Source organism: Rouxiella sp. WC2420 (genome assembly GCF_041200025.1).
Taxonomy (GTDB): Bacteria; Pseudomonadota; Gammaproteobacteria; order Enterobacterales; family Enterobacteriaceae; genus Rouxiella.
The window spans coordinates 3995500-4010463 of sequence record NZ_CP165628.1; the positions used below are offsets into that span (position 1 = coordinate 3995500).

Below are 14964 nucleotides of genomic sequence, written 5' to 3' on the forward strand. Positions count from 1 at the left end.
GAATCACTGTTTTGTGCAAATCGTCAAAGTAATTTTCACAAAACGTAATGACGATTTTTTAACGGGTTAGGCCCCTGTAAATATCTGCAAATTGGGTAAGCGTAAATAATGAAAATACATTATCTCGTCACCAGCCTTGAAACCGGAGGCGCTGAGTTTGCTATCCCGGATATTGTCCAAACGCTTGAGAAACTTGGACATCAGGTTTCTATTATCGCTTGTGAACCTCGCGATCTGGGGGCCGCGGTGCGGCTTACAGAAGCCGGGCTGACCTATCGCCTGCTGGCGAAGCGGCGGCGTAGTTTGCCGATTATTCTCGGCAGCTATCTAGCAACAATTTTCTTGGATCGCCCAGACGTCATTTGGACATCTTTAAGCTGGGGAACCGTTATCGGCCAATTAGCCGGTCGTATTCTGAACATCCCTGTCGTGAGCTTTAAACACAGCGCCAGCGTGCGTTTCCATACCTATTGGCTGCGGAAAATGTCACGCCTGTGGATTGGCGACTCTCAAACCGTTGTTCGATTCTTGCGTGACGAAATGCACATTCCTGCTCAACAGATCATGCCGTGGCCATTCTTCTGCAGCAATCCCCAGGCACCGCAGGCTAATCCCTGGGATGGCCAGTCAGTCTTGCAGTTGGGCAGCGTCGGCCGCCTTCATGAAGTGAAAAACTATGCACTTTTAATTGACGCATTAGCGGCATTTTTAAATAAACATCCTCAGCTTGCTTCGCATATTCGTTTGACTATTCTTGGGGACGGCCCTGAGCGCGAGGCTTTACAGGCTAAAATTGAGCAGCATGACTTGCAGGAAGTCGTGTCACTGCCCGGGTTTTCTGGTGAAGTAGAATGCTTTCTCGCCGGATTGCATGTTTATGTGCAAACCTCTAGATATGAAGGGATGTGCATTGCCGCTCATGAAGCGATGAACGCTGCGCTACCCGTTATTGCTACGCCGGTTGGTGAGCTGCGCGAGGCCGTTTTAGAAGGACAAACGGGCTTTATTCTAGAGGGTGATTTGACCGCCGCGTTTATTGACGTGCTAGAGCGCATTTTTGCCCAGCCGGCTGCGCTACGGCAATATGGTCAACAGGCACGCCAATACGTGCTGAACAGGTTTAGCCGTGAGCTTTACACTCAGGCTGCTGCCAGCATTACTGCCAATATTACCGCCAGCCTTGGCGACAAGCTGCATTACCAAACTTCAACTAAATAGACTCATTAATCAATGGATATGTTGCTTACTGATTTATGGCGTATTGGCATTATTCAGGCTCCCATTCAGCACGTTGCCGGCGCGGGAAAGCTGGATGCGTTTGCCATTAAATGGATTGAAGCCGATCGCTCGCTATGCTTTTTAGCCGATCCTTTTGGTCTCTGGCGTAATGGCTATCTCTATATTTTTGCTGAATTTTATGACTATCGCACCCGGCGAGGGGACATTGCTGTTTTCGTGCTGGATGCCAATTTGAAGGTGATTGAACAGCGCACGGTGCTTTCAGAGCAATGGCATCTTTCCTATCCCGTGGTTTTTGAGGCTGATGGCGAGACTTGGATGCTGCCCGAAGCCTACAAATCCGGCCAGCTATCGCTATATCGTGCTATTGATTTTCCATGGCAGTGGGAAAAAGTGCCTGAGTTTTCATTTCCCTGTGCCGCGATTGATGCCTCGCCATTTTTTGCCGAGAGTAGCTGGTGGATGTTTTATACCCCACCGTCGCCAAAAGAAGCACGGACCCGCACGCTGATGCTGGCGCGCGCCAATCATCTGTTTGGCCCATGGGAAAATGTCACGGAGCAGCCGCTGCGGCAGGATAAAAGTGGTGCTCGAATGGGAGGAACGCCCTTTGTACAGGATGGCACGCTGGTGTTACCCACGCAGGATTGCAGCCAAACTTATGGCGGTGCCTTGCGTCTGCTGGAGATGCCGTTAGCCAGTTTACCCGCGCCCGAGCTGTCTTTAGGGGCGTTATTGCAAGCTCCTGCCAGCGCAGCTCCCTTCACGGATGGTTTACACACCTTATCTTGTGCAGGAAATGTCACGCTGATTGACAGTAAACGCACCCTGCGAGGTTCTGCTCATCGAGTGGGAGTAGATTTGCAGCGTGCCTATCGTCAGTGGCGGGGATAATTAATCACTGATTGTTTTGGCGGCCTGCTGCACCTGGCAACAGGCCCATTTTCTGAAGCAAAAATCTCAGGCATTACCCTGAACGCGAAGTTTCAGGCTGGCAGCAAAGTCCAGCATACGATTCAGCGGTATCAAAGACTTCACACGCAGCGCCTCGTCGACCTCTATCGCGTGCTGGCTTCCGCCCTGCTCTAACCCTTCAGCTATCGCCTTGAGGCCGTTCATCGCCATCCACGGGCAGTGCGCGCAGGTACGACAACTTGCCCCCTCACCCGCAGTCGGCGCGGCGAACAGTTCTTTGTCCGGGCAAGCCTGCTGCATCTTGTAAAAAATACCGCGATCGGTGGCGACAATCAGCTTCTTGTTAGGCAAGGTTTTTGCCGCCTGAATCAGCTGGCTGGTAGAACCCACAGCATCAGCCAAATCGACGATCGCCTGAGGAGACTCAGGGTGAACCAACACGGCAGCTTCAGGGTATAAAGCTTTCATACGGGTCAGCGCCTGGGTCTTGAACTCGTCATGAACGATACAGGCACCTTGCCAGCAGAGGATATCTGCCCCGGTCTGCTTGCGAACATAATTTCCGAGATGGCGATCAGGCGCCCAAATGATTTTTTCACCCAAACTATCAAGATGTTCAATCAACTCTACGGCAATGCTTGACGTGACCACCCAGTCGGCACGCGCCTTAACCGCTGCCGAAGTGTTGGCGTAAACCACCACGGTGCGATCGGGATGGGCATCGCAAAAATCAGAGAAGGCCTGTTCGGGACAGCCTAAATCCAGCGAACACTCGGCGTTCAGTGTCGGCATGAGCACGGTTTTTTCAGGGCTCAAAATCTTAGAGGTCTCGCCCATAAAACGCACTCCTGCAACCAGCAAGGTTGAAGCCTGATGCTGGCTGCCGAAACGTGCCATCTCGAGAGAGTCGGCGACGCAGCCGCCCGTTTCTTCCGCCAGTGCCTGGATTTCAGGATCGGTATAGTAATGAGCAACCATCACCGCATCGCGTTCTTTAAGCAGTCTTTTAATTTTCTCTTTATAGAAGACTTTCTCATCGTCGTTTAGCGAAGCGGGCTTAGGAGGAAAAGGGTAAACCGCCGCGTTCAGGTCCAATGTCTCACTCATTGCTCATCATCTCATTCAGCCGTCAATCATCCGGCAAATCATCAGTTCAAGCCTTTGTGAGGCTCATTTGTTTTGTATGCTAAACAAAATACTCTGATAACAGTAAAATGTCGCTGTAATTTTGTGCGTAATACGGGTTTCGTTTAAGCCGCTTAAATTTTAACAAATGGAATGACGGATATTGAAGTTTGAAGTTTGAAGTTTGAAGTTTGAAGTTTGAAGTTTGAAGTTTGAAGTTTGAAGTTTGAAGTTTGAAGTTTGAAGTTTGAAGTTTGAAGGATCGTGGATTTGACCTCAAGGTTGCCGCTTTTGGTTTGATGCTCATATTGGCGGTATCAGGACGGCGCTGAACGAAGTGATGAGAAACGATTTTGTTTCGAATCCGCAGTGAAGAAACCGCGAAGCGGCGCGACCTACGTCATGCGCAGTGGTAACTGAAACGAACTCATACTTCTGCCTCGATCGTATCAAGATAACAAGGCCGGGGATTCACAAGGGGAATGGCCTTGAATTCCTCTTGTGTCGGTCTGGGCCGATGCCCAGTAAGCGCAGCGTATGCTGTTGATTTAAGATGCAATTGACCTTAACAATTTCTGCGTTTCTAAAACGCAAAAAACGCCTCGTAGGCGCTTTTTTCTTAGAAGTGGTGGGCCGTGCGGGATTGACTCGTCCTTTGGACTCGCCCTTCGGGCAACGCTTGTGCGTTGTCGTCTCGCTTCGCTCGGCTCGAACCTGTGCGCAGCTTCTCACCCACACTCTTCGCGGGATCTGCACGCTCGAAGTAGTTGAATAATTTCACAGGCTCTAAAACGCAAAAAACGCCTCGTAGGCGCTTTTTTCTTAGAAGTGGTGGGCCGTGCGGGATTGACTCGTCCTTTGGACTCGCCCTTCGGGCAACGCTTGTGCGTTGTCGTCTCGCTTCGCTCGGCTCGAACCTGTGCGCAGCTTCTCACCCACACTCTTCGCGGGATCTGCACGCTCGAAGTAGTTGAATAATTTCACAGGCTCTAAAACGCAAAAAACGCCTCGTAGGCGCTTTTTTCTTAGAAGTGGTGGGCCGTGCGGGATTGACTCGTCCTTTGGACTCGCCCTTCGGGCAACGCTTGTGCGTTGTCGTCTCGCTTCGCTCGGCTCGAACCTGTGCGCAGCTTCTCACCCACACTCTTCGCGGGATCTGCACGCTCGGAGTAGTTGAATAATTTCACAGGCTCTAAAACGCAAAAAACGCCTCGTAGGCGCTTTTTTCTTAGAAGTGGTGGGCCGTGCGGGATTCGAACCTGCGACCAATTGATTAAAAGTCAACTGCTCTACCAACTGAGCTAACGGCCCTCTTCTAACTGACTTACTTCTTACTACAATGTTCTCAACCCTTACGGATTAAAAATTTACTTCTTACTAAACAGTGGTGGGCCGTGCGGGATTGACTCGTCCTTTGGACTCGCCCTTCGGGCAACGCTGGCGCGTTGTCGTCTCGCTTCGCTCGGCTCGAACCTGCTGCAGGTTCTCAACCCTTACGGATTAAAAATTTACTTCTTACTAAACAGTGGTGGGCCGTGCGGGATTCGAACCTGCGACCAATTGATTAAAAGTCAACTGCTCTACCAACTGAGCTAACGGCCCACTGTTTAACTGCTTGCTAACTTTACGACTTAACACTTTTACTTCTTATTAAACAGTGGTGGGTCGTGCGGGATTGATTCGGCCTATGGCCTCACCCTTCGGGCAACGCTAACGCGTTGTCGTCTCGCTCCGCTCGGCTCGAACCTACTGCAGGTTCTCAGCCCTTACGACTTAACACTTTACTTCTAATTAAACAGTGGTGGGTCGTGCGGGATTGATTCGGCCTATGGCCTCACCCTTCGGGCAACGCTAGCGCGTTGTCGTCTCGCTCCGCTCGGCTCGAACCTACTGCAGGTTCTCAGCCCTTACGACTTAACACTTTTACTTCTTATTAAACAGTGGTGGGTCGTGCGGGATTGATTCGGCCTATGGCCTCACCCTTCGGGCAACGCTAACGCGTTGTCGTCTCGCTCCGCTCGGCTCGAACCTACTGCAGGTTCTCAGCCCTTACGACTTAACACTTTACTTCTAATTAAACAGTGGTGGGTCGTGCGGGATTGATTCGGCCTATGGCCTCACCCTTCGGGCAACGCTAGCGCGTTGTCGTCTCGCTCCGCTCGGCTCGAACCTACTGCAGGTTCTCAGCCCTTACGACTTAACACTTTTACTTCTTATTAAACAGTGGTGGGTCGTGCGGGATTCGAACCTGCGACCAATTGATTAAAAGTCAACTGCTCTACCAACTGAGCTAACGACCCACTAATCTGCTTAATTTGCTTGCCTGATTAACTTGTTTCAGTTTGTCTGGGCAACGGCGGCATATATTACTGATTTATCTCGACAGCGCAACTCTAATTTCGAGATAACTGACTGACTGCTTGTTCTTCATACATTCGAGCCCGAAAAACAGCCGATATGGTTACTTTTCGGGCCTGAATGAAGACTTATTTTGAAGCCAAACGTTTTTGAGCCTGTTTTGCAGATTCACTGTTCGGGTATTGTTTAACCACTTGCTGGAACACGGCTTTAGCACGATCGCTCTGGCCTTTTTCCTGCATGATGATCCCGACCTTGTACATCGCATCTGGACTTTTCGGTGACTTCGGATAGTTTTTAACCACAACCGCGAAATAGTACGCGGCATCATCTTTCTTACCCTTGTTGTAATACAACTGGCCAAGCCAATAATTGGCATTAGGCTGGTAAGTAGAATCCGGGTATTGCTTGATGAAAGCCTGGAAGGCACTAATAGCCTGATCTGGCTGTTTCTTATCCAGCACTAACGACACGGCAGCATTGTAGTCGGTGTCAGGGTTACCGGTGGCCGCTGGCGCGCTGCTGGCAGGCGCTTGAGCTGAACCGCCATCAGAAGCTGCTGCACCGGCTGCAGCACCAGCTGAGGCCGCAGGAGCGCCACCAGAGCTTTGCATCGCAGCAATCTGTTGCAGGATTTGATTTTGACGGTCGGTGACTTGCTTCAGCTGATACTGGTTATCCTGTATTTGACCACGAAGATTGGCAATATCGTTCTGATTATCAGAAACTTGCTGCTGCAGTTGAGTTAATAGCTGGCCTTGACCGTTAGAAATACGCTCAAGGGTGGTGACTCGATCTTCTATCGAGCCTGAGCCGACATTACTGATTGGCGCCGAGGCAGTAGCGGCCCAGGGGGCCGCTACGCCAACCAGTAACGACAAACTCAACAGGTGATGTTTGAAGTTACTGCTCATGCGATTCTCTTAGTATACCAGTACGGCACGACGGTTTTTAGCGTAAGCCGCTTCGTCATGACCCAGTACAGCTGGTTTTTCTTTACCGTAAGAAACGATAGAGATTTGATCAGCAGAAACGCCTTTGCCTTGCAGGTACATTTTAACTGCAGTAGCACGACGCTCACCCAGAGCGATGTTGTATTCAGGCGTGCCACGTTCGTCGGCGTTACCTTCAACAGTCACTTTGTAAGACGGGTTGCTACGCAGGAAAGCTGCGTGTGCATCCAGCATCTGAGCGTAGTCAGAAGAAACATCGTACTTGTCCAGACCGAAGTAAACGATGTTGTTTTTCTGCAGTTCTTGCATCTGCAGACGAGCTTGTTCTTCTGAAGACATGTTGCCATTTTCAGTGCTAGCACCGTTAGCACCAGCGCCGTATCCAGCTTGGCCATTGTCTGCGGTTTTGTGTGAAGAACACGCCGCGATTGCCATTACAGGTACTGCCAGCAGCAGGCCTTTCAGCACTTTGTTAAGTTGCATCTCGTTGATCCTTTTTTATAATTTGCCATACATATCTAAACATGCATCACAGGTACGGCGACCAGGCAGGAAATGAGACCTGTCCATCGGTAGCCGGAAGACGCGCTTTGAAACGCCCATCAGTCGAGACCAACTGTAACACCTTGCCCAGTCCCTGTGAGGAGCTGTAGATAATCATGGTGCCGTTCGGCGCGATACTAGGCGTTTCATCCAGGAACGTGTCCGTTAATACTTGAACGGCTCCCGTTTCCAGATCTTGTTTGGCGATGTGTTGGCTACCGTTGTTGGAGCTAACCATTACAAGGAATTTTCCATCGGAGCTAACATCTGAGTCTTGGTTCTGAGAACCTTCCCACGTCAGACGTTGTGGCGCACCGCCATTAATATTTACTTTATACAACTGTGGACGACCGCCCTGATCCGAGGTAAACGCCAGATTTTGGCTGTCCGGATACCATGCAGGTTCAGTGCTGTTGCTACGTCCATCAGTAACCTGGCTTAGTTGGCCAGAAGCTAAATTCATTACATATAAGTTGAGGCTACCTGATTTAGACAGGGCCATTGCCAGTTTGGTACCATCTGGCGAAAACGCTGGTGCTCCGTTGTGACGCGGGAAGTCAGCGATCTGACGGATAGCGCCGTTGGCCAACGTCTGAACGACCAGAGCAGAACGTCCGCTCTCGAAGGTGACATAAGCCAGTTTGCTGCCGTCCGGAGACCAGGCCGGAGACATCAAAGGCTCTGGCGAACGATGCACGACAAACTGATTGTAGCCGTCATAATCCGCGACGCGCAGTTCATACGGGAATTTTCCACCGTTGGTCTGCACGATATAAGCGATACGGGTGCGGAAAGCCCCTTTGACGCCGGTCAGTTTCTGGAAGACTTCGTCACTTGCAGTATGAGCCGCGTAACGCAGCCATTCTTTGGTAATTTTGTACTGGTTCTGAGCCAATACAGTCGGGCTGCTACCAGAAGTATCTACCAACTGATAAGAAACGACATAGCTGCCGTCGCCACCAGGCTGAATTTGACCCACCACAACGTCGTTAATACCCAACGCGCTCCAGGCAGCAGGGGTAACTTCCGCTGCGGTAGTCGGCTGCTGTGGCATACGTGCATTGTCGATAGGATTGAATTTGCCGCTGTTACGCAGGTCGGCACCAACAATGCTACCGATATCCTGCGGAGGAGTACCTGGGCCAGCCCATTTAAAAGGTACTACCGCGATAGGACGAGCGGTATCTACACCCTGGGTTATCTCGATGCGAACTTCCGCCTGAGATACCGTTGCCCACATCATTAATAGGCCGAACGCTACTCGAATTGCCTGTTTCATTGTATCTCCCTTATCTGGACATAGAGCCCGAAAGAAATCTTACGCCTCGCAGGGCTCCATAACAAACAGCAGAAGCCCGCGCATAAACTCCCCGTTTCCATGTCGGGGAATGCGCGGTTTCCACTGTTTTAAACTGCCCTGAAGCCTGCGAGCCATGAAGTCTGACCGGCTTATTCTTTCCGCGATAAACTAGCAGAATTTTAACAAACCAATACACACAAAACTACACAAACACCAGATAAGCCATCGTAAATATCTTAAAGATAAATATTTTCGACTGCCGACTCACAACGCCGTGACTTAAGTCTCTTAACGAGGCTTAAAGTCTAATCCTGCGTCCTTAAATGCTTCATACACGGCCTGCGAAGGCGGAGGCGGGAATTTCGCCTGACGCGCTGCAGCAATAGCCGCCTGACACAGGGCCGGATCGCCGCCCTCGGACTGGATATCTAGCAGCGTGCCGTTAGACGCCATCTTGACCTTGAGTTTACAGGTCTTGCCAATGTATGACTGATAATCATAGAAACGTTGCTGGATTGCTGCCTGAATTTTACTGCCATAGTTGGCAAGATCTGCTCCAGAAGCACCGGCCGATTTATTTTTACCCACGCCAGCAGGTGCGCCACCACCGCCTTTAGGGGCATTTTTAGAAGACGCTAACCCACCAAACAGGTCGTTAACATCTTCTGACTGTTTCGCTGCAGCAGCGGCCGCCTTTTTCTTGGCATCCGCGGCTGATTTGGCTGCTGCTGCTTTCTCGGCGGCGGCCTCTTTGGCTGCTGCGGCCTTGGCTTCTTTTGCCTCGGTAGCTTTAGCCTCGGCAGCCTCTTTCGCTGCGGTAGCTTTGGCTGCAGCGGCTTCTTTCGCCTCTGCGGCTTTAGCATCGGCAGCTGCCTGTTTCGCCTCTTCAGCAGCCGCTTTTTTGGCTTCTGCTGCGGCTTCTTTCTTAGCTTCTGCCTGAGCCTGTTTTTTCGCTGCAGCAGCGGCGGCGGCAGTATCTGCCTCAGCCTGCTTCCTGGCTTCAGCTTCGGCTTTCTTCTGCGCATCGGCCTGCGCCTTGGCGACTTTATCTGCTTCAGCCTTGGCTTTCGCGGCTGCATCTGCAGCCTGCTTTTGCTGTTCTTTCACGGCTGCGGCTTTGGCATCCGCGGCAGCCTGTTTAGCATCTTCGGCAGCTTCTTTGGCCTGTTCGGCAGCAGCCTGCTTCTGTTGCTCGGCGGCTTGCTTTGCCTGCTCGGCAGCAGCCTGTTTTTGTTCCTGCGCGGCTTGAGCTGCCTCTTTCGCCTGCTCGGCCTTCTGCTGCTGAGCGGCTTGCCTGGCTGATTCGGCAGCTTCTTTGGCTTGTTCAGCTTTTTCCTGCTTAGCCTGTTCAGCTGCCTCTTTGGCCTCTTCAGCCTGCTGCTCAGATTTTTTCTGATGCGATTGCTGCGCGCTATTTGCATCAGCCTGTTGCTGCTGCTCACGATTGTATTGATCGACCACGGCACCGGAATCGACCATTACTGCCGAAATATCACTGCCGCCACCGCCGCCGCTCATGTTGGTGTCCTTGTCGAAAGAACTCCAGATCAACAAGGCTATCAATATGATATGCAGAACGACCGAAACAATAACGGCGCGTTTGAGCTTATCGTTTTGTTCAGTTGCAGTTGCCTTTACCAAAATAGATTTCCCAACACAGAATTGCTAAAGCCTGGTGTGTACTCACTAGCACCCTGCCCCGCCAGATTCGCGCTTGAGCAAGGCCTAATGGTCAAGGTACCGCCACCAGGTTTAAAATAAATGTTACCCATTAGCCATGATCAGATTGGCTGTGTCATTAAACCGACCGATTTAACACCCGCCTGATGCAGCAAGTTCAGCGCCTTGATGATTTCATCGTAAGGTACTGTTTTTGCTCCACCGATCAGGAAAACGGTTTTAGGATTTGCCTGAATGCGTTGTGACGCCTCGGCAATAACCTGCTGCTCGGGCAGCTGTTCCATTCTCTGATGGTCAATAACAATGGTGTATTGGCCTACGCCAGAAACTTCGACAATAACCGGAGGGTTATCATCGGTAGAAACTGTTTTAGAGTCGGTCGCATCAGGCAAGTCCACCTCAACGCTCTGGGTGATGATGGGAGCTGTTGCCATAAAAACGAGCAACAGCACCAGCAACACGTCGAGCAGTGGAACGATATTGATTTCCGACTTCAGTTCACGGCGCTTACGACCTCGTACTCGAGCCATACTCCCCTCCCTTAATTACTGCTCTCGCGAGAGAAAGCCTGACGGTGCAGGATAGCCGTGAATTCTTCGATGAAGTTATCGTAATTTTGTTCGAGTTTATTCACGCGCTGGCTAAGACGGTTGTAGGCCATAACAGCAGGAATGGCAGCAAACAAACCTAGAGCAGTAGCGATCAGTGCTTCAGAGATACCTGGAGCAACCATTTGCAGCGTAGCCTGTTTAACCGAGCCCAAACCGATAAAGGCGTTCATGATCCCCCATACCGTTCCGAAAAGGCCAATGTACGGGCTGATAGAACCAACCGAGCCCAGAAAAGGAATGTGAGTTTCCAGCGCTTCCAGTTCGCGGTTGAAGGAAATACGCATAGCGCGAGAAGAACCCTCGATAACCGACTCGGGCACGTGACTGTTTGCGCGATGCAAACGGGCAAACTCTTTGAAACCCGAGTGGAAAATCTGCTCCGCACCGGTCAAAGTGTCGCGGCGACCCTGGCTTTCCTGATAAAGACGGGAAAGCTCAATACCAGACCAGAATTTATCTTCAAACGCTTCAGCTTCGCGGGTTGCCGCATTCAGCACTTTGGTGCGCTGAATGATGATTGCCCAGGAGGCAATGGAAAAACAGATCAGGATAAGCATGATCAGCTTAACCAGGATGCTGGCCTTTAAAAATAAATCAATAATGTTCATGTCAGTCACTGCTTGAACTCCGCGACAATAGACTTAGGAAGCGCTCGTGGCTTCATTTGATGTGGATCGATGCATGCAATAAGTACTTCTGCACTACACAGAAGGTTGCCATGCGAATCAAGAATTCGTTGTGCAAAGGTAAGTGAAGCCCCCCGGATTTCGGTGATCTCACTCTGGACATCCAGCAAATCGTCAAGGCGTGCCGGAGCCAGATAATCAACCGTCATTCGGCGAACTGCAAAAGCGATATGATCTTCCAGCATTTGGTGCTGGTGAAAGTTGCGATCGCGCAACATTTCAGTGCGAGCCCTTTCAAAAAAGGCGACGTAACGGGCGTGATAAACCACGCCGCCTGCATCGGTGTCTTCGTAGTAGACACGGGCAGGCCATCGGAACAACGAATTACTCACTCTACATCCCGTATTGCAATTTGACGGCCCTACTATACGCAACTGATTTCAGCTTGGGAATGGGTTGCAAGTCTGGAATGAAAATAATTATGAACCGTGATGGTTGATTGAAATGGCAGTGTCAGTGCTTTGTAAATCATGTAAAAAAAATCAAGCCACGCGAAGGGTGAAAGGAAAGGCCCCGGCTGGGACCTTTGGCAGTAGCGGCAATAAAATCATTCACCGCATGATGAGTTATTCTGGGTCATTCACTGCTTTGGTTTCTTCGACATGCTCCAACGCCAGCGCGGTAATAATTCCCGCCGAGCAAGCCAGCAGTGTTCCCAGTATCCAGGCAAAATACCACATAATGTTTAACTCCCCTTTCCGATGAGATTAGTACAGTGAATGCTTGTTGTTTTCGATGAAGTTTTTATCGAGACGGCCAAACATTTTGTAGTAAGCCCAGCTGGTATAAATAAGGATGATCGGCACAAAAATACACGCCACAACGGTCATGACTTTCAGAGTCAACGGGCTGGAAGTGGCATCCCACATGGTTAGACTGGCATTCGGCATGGTGCTTGATGGCATCACGAACGGGAACATAGTCACACCCGCAGTAAGGATCACACAGGCAATCGTCAACGATGAAGACACAAACGCGCAGGCACCTTTATTCAATCTGGAAAGCAGAATAGTAAATAAAGGTAAAATCACGCCCAGCGCCGGGATTATCCAAAGTATCGGCATGCGATTAAAGTTGAGCAGCCAGGCACCGGCCTGATGCGCGACCGTTTTGCGTAACGGATTGGATTCGGCAGCCGTGTTGATAGCCGAGGTCACTACGTAGCCGTCGATACCTTTTATTAGCCAGATGCCGGCAATCAGGAAGCACACCATCATCACCAGCGCAGAAATTTGCGAGGCGGTGCGAGTCCGCAGATGCAGCTCACCGGTAGTGCGCATTTGCAGATAAGTTGCGCCCTGAGTAATTAGCATGGTCAGGCTGACAATACCCGCCAGCAGCCCAAACGGATTAAGCAGCTGGAACAAATTGCCCGTGTAATAAAGGCGCAGATACTCATCGACGTGGAACGGAACACCCAGCAGCAGATTGCCGAACGCCACGCCAAACACCAGCGCAGGCACAAAGCTGCCGATAAAAATGCCCCAATCCCACATGTTCCGCCAGCGGCGATCGTCTACCTTGGCGCGATAGTCAAAACCCAGTGGACGGAAGAATAATGCGCACAGCACCAGTATCATTGCTGCGTAAAAGCCAGAGAACGCCGCGGCATAAACCATCGGCCAGGCGGCAAACAGCGCGCCGCCTGCGGTGATCAGCCAGACCTGGTTACCGTCCCAGTGTGGGGCAATAGCGTTAATCATTACCCGGCGATCGGTATCAGTCTTGCCGATAATCCTCACCAGAATGCCCACGCCCATGTCAAAGCCGTCGGTTACCGCGAAGCCGATAAACAGCACACCAATCAGCACCCACCAGATAAACCTCAATACTTCATAGTCAAACATATGTGGTCTCCTATTTATTGTACGCGCTGAGGGTGAGCGGCAGTTTGTTCAAAATGGTAGCGGCCGGTTTTCAGACTGCTTGGTCCAAGACGGGCAAATTTGAACATCAGGAACATTTCGGCGACCAGGAACAGCGTGTACAAGCCACAAATGAGGATCATGGATGTCAGTACGTCGCCAGCGGTTAGAGAAGAGTTCGCCACGGCAGTGGGTAGAATCTCGCCGATAGCCCACGGTTGACGCCCATACTCGGCCACGAACCAACCGGCTTCGATAGCAATCCACGGCAGCGGCAAACCATACAATGCCAGGCGATGCAGCCAGCGACGCTTGCCAATCTGGCCGCGCAGCACAGTCAGGAATGACAGGCCGATGATCAGCAGAATCAAGAATCCACCCGCCACCATAATACGGAAGGCAAAATACAGCGGTAGAACGCGAGGAATAGAATCTTTGGTCGCCTGTTGGATCTGCGTCTCGGTAGCATCGCTAACTTTTGGCGTGTAGCGCTTCAGCAACAGACCATAGCCGAGATCAACTTTGGCTTTCTCGAATTCACTGCGTACTTCAGGGCTGTTATTTCCCGAGCGAAGTTCTTCAAGCAGCGCGTAAGCTTTCATGCCATTGCGGATACGAACTTCATGCTGCGCCATCAGTTCTTTGAGGCCAGTTACCGGTTTATCGATTGAGCGAGTTGCAATCAAACCCAGTAAATACGGGATTTGAATGGAGTATTGGTTCTCCATCTTGTCCTGATTAGGCAGCCCGATCAGCGTAAAGTTGGCGGGTGCTGGCTGGGTTTCCCATTCGGCTTCGATAGCTGCCAGCTTGGTTTTCTGCACGTCGCCCATTTCGTAGCCGGACTCGTCGCCGAGTACAATTACGGACAGAACCGCCGCTAGACCAAAGCTGGCTGCTATCGCAAACGAACGTTTGGCAAAGGCCGTATCGCGTCCTTTCAGCAGATACCAGGAGCTGATTGCCAACATGAACATCGCGCCGGTCACGTAGCCTGCTGCCACGGTATGCACGAATTTGACCTGGGCAACCGGATTCAGCACCAGCTCAGAGAAACTGACCATCTCCATGCGCATGGTTTCATAGTTAAACGCTGATGCCACCGGGTTTTGCATCCACCCGTTGGCAACCAGGATCCACAGCGCAGAAAGGTTTGAGCCCAGTGCAACAAACCAGGTTACCGTCATATGCTGCACTTTTGACAGGCGATCCCAGCCGAAGAAGAACAGCCCGACCAGCGTTGACTCCAGGAAAAACGCCATCAGGCCTTCGATAGCCAGCGGCGCGCCAAATATGTCTCCGACATAATGTGAGAAATATGACCAGTTGGTTCCGAACTGGAATTCCATGGTCAATCCTGTGGCCACACCCAAGGCAAAGTTAATAGCAAATAACTTGCCCCAGAATTTGGTCATATCCTTATAAATTTGTTTGCCTGAAAGAACATAAATCGTTTCCATTATTGCCAGCAGAAACGCCATACCCAGCGTTAGTGGAACAAATAAGAAATGGTACATGGCCGTTAAAGCAAACTGCAAACGCGACAGCTCTACGATATCAAACATTCTAGCCCCTAGCTCCTCGGAGGAAGACTCCAAATTGCGACTCTCTGACGTATAAAAGGTAATACGCCTCACAACTACCAGTATTTAACGTGCGGTTATCAACACTGCTTCAATTCATTAATGA

13 protein-coding genes, 3 tRNA genes and 8 other RNA genes are annotated in these 14964 nt (G+C 50.9%); 2 read left to right on the plus strand and 22 right to left on the minus strand.

Annotated elements, in window-relative coordinates:
* The first annotated feature begins 108 nt into the window (after positions 1-108).
* Complete coding sequence (locus AB3G37_RS18470; protein WP_369788744.1) at positions 109-1218, plus strand: glycosyltransferase family 4 protein; 1110 nt, start codon at positions 109-111, stop codon at positions 1216-1218.
* A gap of 12 nt (positions 1219-1230) precedes the next feature.
* The gene (locus AB3G37_RS18475; protein ID WP_369788745.1) at positions 1231-2133 is read left to right on the plus strand and encodes a hypothetical protein; all 903 of its coding nucleotides are present in this window, start codon (positions 1231-1233) and stop codon (positions 2131-2133) included.
* Between the two features lie 66 nt (positions 2134-2199).
* Here AB3G37_RS18475 and nadA read toward each other — a convergent pair whose 3' ends face one another.
* The 22 genes from nadA to cydA form a co-directional block, all read right to left on the minus strand.
* On the minus strand, positions 2200-3261 hold the full coding sequence (gene nadA, locus AB3G37_RS18480) for a quinolinate synthase NadA (protein WP_009638891.1): 1062 nt from the start codon (positions 3259-3261) through the stop codon (positions 2200-2202).
* Positions 3262-3905: 644 nt separating this feature from the next.
* A non-coding RNA gene (locus tag AB3G37_RS18485) (RtT sRNA) lies at positions 3906-4031 on the minus strand.
* A gap of 77 nt (positions 4032-4108) precedes the next feature.
* Positions 4109-4234, minus strand: a non-coding RNA gene (locus AB3G37_RS18490) — RtT sRNA.
* Positions 4235-4311: 77 nt separating this feature from the next.
* Positions 4312-4437, minus strand: a non-coding RNA gene (locus AB3G37_RS18495) — RtT sRNA.
* Positions 4438-4514: 77 nt separating this feature from the next.
* Positions 4515-4590, minus strand: a tRNA-Lys gene (locus AB3G37_RS18500).
* 74 nt (positions 4591-4664) lie between these two features.
* Positions 4665-4790: non-coding RNA, RtT sRNA (locus AB3G37_RS18505), on the minus strand.
* A gap of 15 nt (positions 4791-4805) precedes the next feature.
* Positions 4806-4881, minus strand: a tRNA-Lys gene (locus AB3G37_RS18510).
* 56 nt (positions 4882-4937) lie between these two features.
* A non-coding RNA gene (locus tag AB3G37_RS18515) (RtT sRNA) lies at positions 4938-5063 on the minus strand.
* A 15-nt stretch (positions 5064-5078) separates the two neighbouring features.
* Positions 5079-5204: non-coding RNA, RtT sRNA (locus AB3G37_RS18520), on the minus strand.
* 16 nt (positions 5205-5220) lie between these two features.
* Positions 5221-5346: non-coding RNA, RtT sRNA (locus AB3G37_RS18525), on the minus strand.
* Between the two features lie 15 nt (positions 5347-5361).
* Positions 5362-5487, minus strand: a non-coding RNA gene (locus AB3G37_RS18530) — RtT sRNA.
* A 16-nt stretch (positions 5488-5503) separates the two neighbouring features.
* Positions 5504-5579: transfer RNA gene (locus tag AB3G37_RS18535), tRNA-Lys, on the minus strand.
* Between the two features lie 186 nt (positions 5580-5765).
* The gene (cpoB, locus tag AB3G37_RS18540) at positions 5766-6551 is read right to left on the minus strand and encodes a cell division protein CpoB (RefSeq protein WP_009636825.1); all 786 of its coding nucleotides are present in this window, start codon (positions 6549-6551) and stop codon (positions 5766-5768) included.
* Between the two features lie 9 nt (positions 6552-6560).
* Entirely contained in the window at positions 6561-7073 is a 513-nt protein-coding gene (gene pal, locus AB3G37_RS18545; RefSeq protein ID WP_009636826.1) for a peptidoglycan-associated lipoprotein Pal, read from the minus strand.
* A gap of 46 nt (positions 7074-7119) precedes the next feature.
* Positions 7120-8412, minus strand: coding sequence for a Tol-Pal system beta propeller repeat protein TolB (tolB, locus tag AB3G37_RS18550; protein WP_009636827.1), 1293 nt, complete (start codon positions 8410-8412; stop codon positions 7120-7122).
* A gap of 309 nt (positions 8413-8721) precedes the next feature.
* Positions 8722-10074, minus strand: a complete 1353-nt coding sequence (gene tolA / locus AB3G37_RS18555; RefSeq protein WP_369788746.1) for a cell envelope integrity protein TolA — start codon at positions 10072-10074, stop codon at positions 8722-8724.
* A gap of 140 nt (positions 10075-10214) precedes the next feature.
* Entirely contained in the window at positions 10215-10643 is a 429-nt protein-coding gene (tolR, locus tag AB3G37_RS18560; RefSeq protein ID WP_009636829.1) for a colicin uptake protein TolR, read from the minus strand.
* A gap of 11 nt (positions 10644-10654) precedes the next feature.
* Positions 10655-11341 carry a Tol-Pal system protein TolQ gene (gene tolQ / locus AB3G37_RS18565; protein WP_009636830.1) on the minus strand — a complete coding sequence of 229 codons (687 nt, stop codon included), beginning with the start codon at positions 11339-11341 and terminating at the stop codon, positions 10655-10657.
* Entirely contained in the window at positions 11338-11742 is a 405-nt protein-coding gene (ybgC, locus tag AB3G37_RS18570; RefSeq protein WP_369788747.1) for a tol-pal system-associated acyl-CoA thioesterase, read from the minus strand. The genes tolQ and ybgC overlap by 4 nt, the downstream gene beginning before the upstream one ends.
* 234 nt (positions 11743-11976) lie before the next feature.
* A complete protein-coding gene (gene cydX / locus AB3G37_RS18575; RefSeq protein ID WP_009636832.1) occupies positions 11977-12090 on the minus strand; it encodes a cytochrome bd-I oxidase subunit CydX in 114 nt (37 codons plus the stop codon).
* Between the two features lie 27 nt (positions 12091-12117).
* A complete protein-coding gene (cydB, locus tag AB3G37_RS18580; protein ID WP_009636833.1) occupies positions 12118-13257 on the minus strand; it encodes a cytochrome d ubiquinol oxidase subunit II in 1140 nt (379 codons plus the stop codon).
* 14 nt (positions 13258-13271) lie between these two features.
* A complete protein-coding gene (gene cydA / locus AB3G37_RS18585) occupies positions 13272-14840 on the minus strand; it encodes a cytochrome ubiquinol oxidase subunit I (protein ID WP_009636834.1) in 1569 nt (522 codons plus the stop codon).
* Between the last annotated feature and the right edge of the window lie 124 nt (positions 14841-14964).

Bases quoted from the DNA above. Each gene is read 5' to 3' on its own strand.
- AB3G37_RS18470 (WP_369788744.1), top strand. From the start codon at position 109: ATGAAAATACATTATCTCGTCACCAGCCTTGAAACCGGAGGCGCTGAG.
- AB3G37_RS18475 (WP_369788745.1), top strand. From the start codon at position 1,231: ATGGATATGTTGCTTACTGATTTATGGCGTATTGGCATTATTCAGGCT.
- nadA (WP_009638891.1), bottom strand. From the start codon at position 3,261: ATGAGTGAGACATTGGACCTGAACGCGGCGGTTTACCCTTTTCCTCCT.
- cpoB (WP_009636825.1), bottom strand. From the start codon at position 6,551: ATGAGCAGTAACTTCAAACATCACCTGTTGAGTTTGTCGTTACTGGTT.
- pal (WP_009636826.1), bottom strand. From the start codon at position 7,073: ATGCAACTTAACAAAGTGCTGAAAGGCCTGCTGCTGGCAGTACCTGTA.
- tolB (WP_009636827.1), bottom strand. From the start codon at position 8,412: ATGAAACAGGCAATTCGAGTAGCGTTCGGCCTATTAATGATGTGGGCA.
- tolR (WP_009636829.1), bottom strand. From the start codon at position 10,643: ATGGCTCGAGTACGAGGTCGTAAGCGCCGTGAACTGAAGTCGGAAATC.
- cydX (WP_009636832.1), bottom strand. From the start codon at position 12,090: ATGTGGTATTTTGCCTGGATACTGGGAACACTGCTGGCTTGCTCGGCG.
- cydB (WP_009636833.1), bottom strand. From the start codon at position 13,257: ATGTTTGACTATGAAGTATTGAGGTTTATCTGGTGGGTGCTGATTGGT.
- cydA (WP_009636834.1), bottom strand. From the start codon at position 14,840: ATGTTTGATATCGTAGAGCTGTCGCGTTTGCAGTTTGCTTTAACGGCC.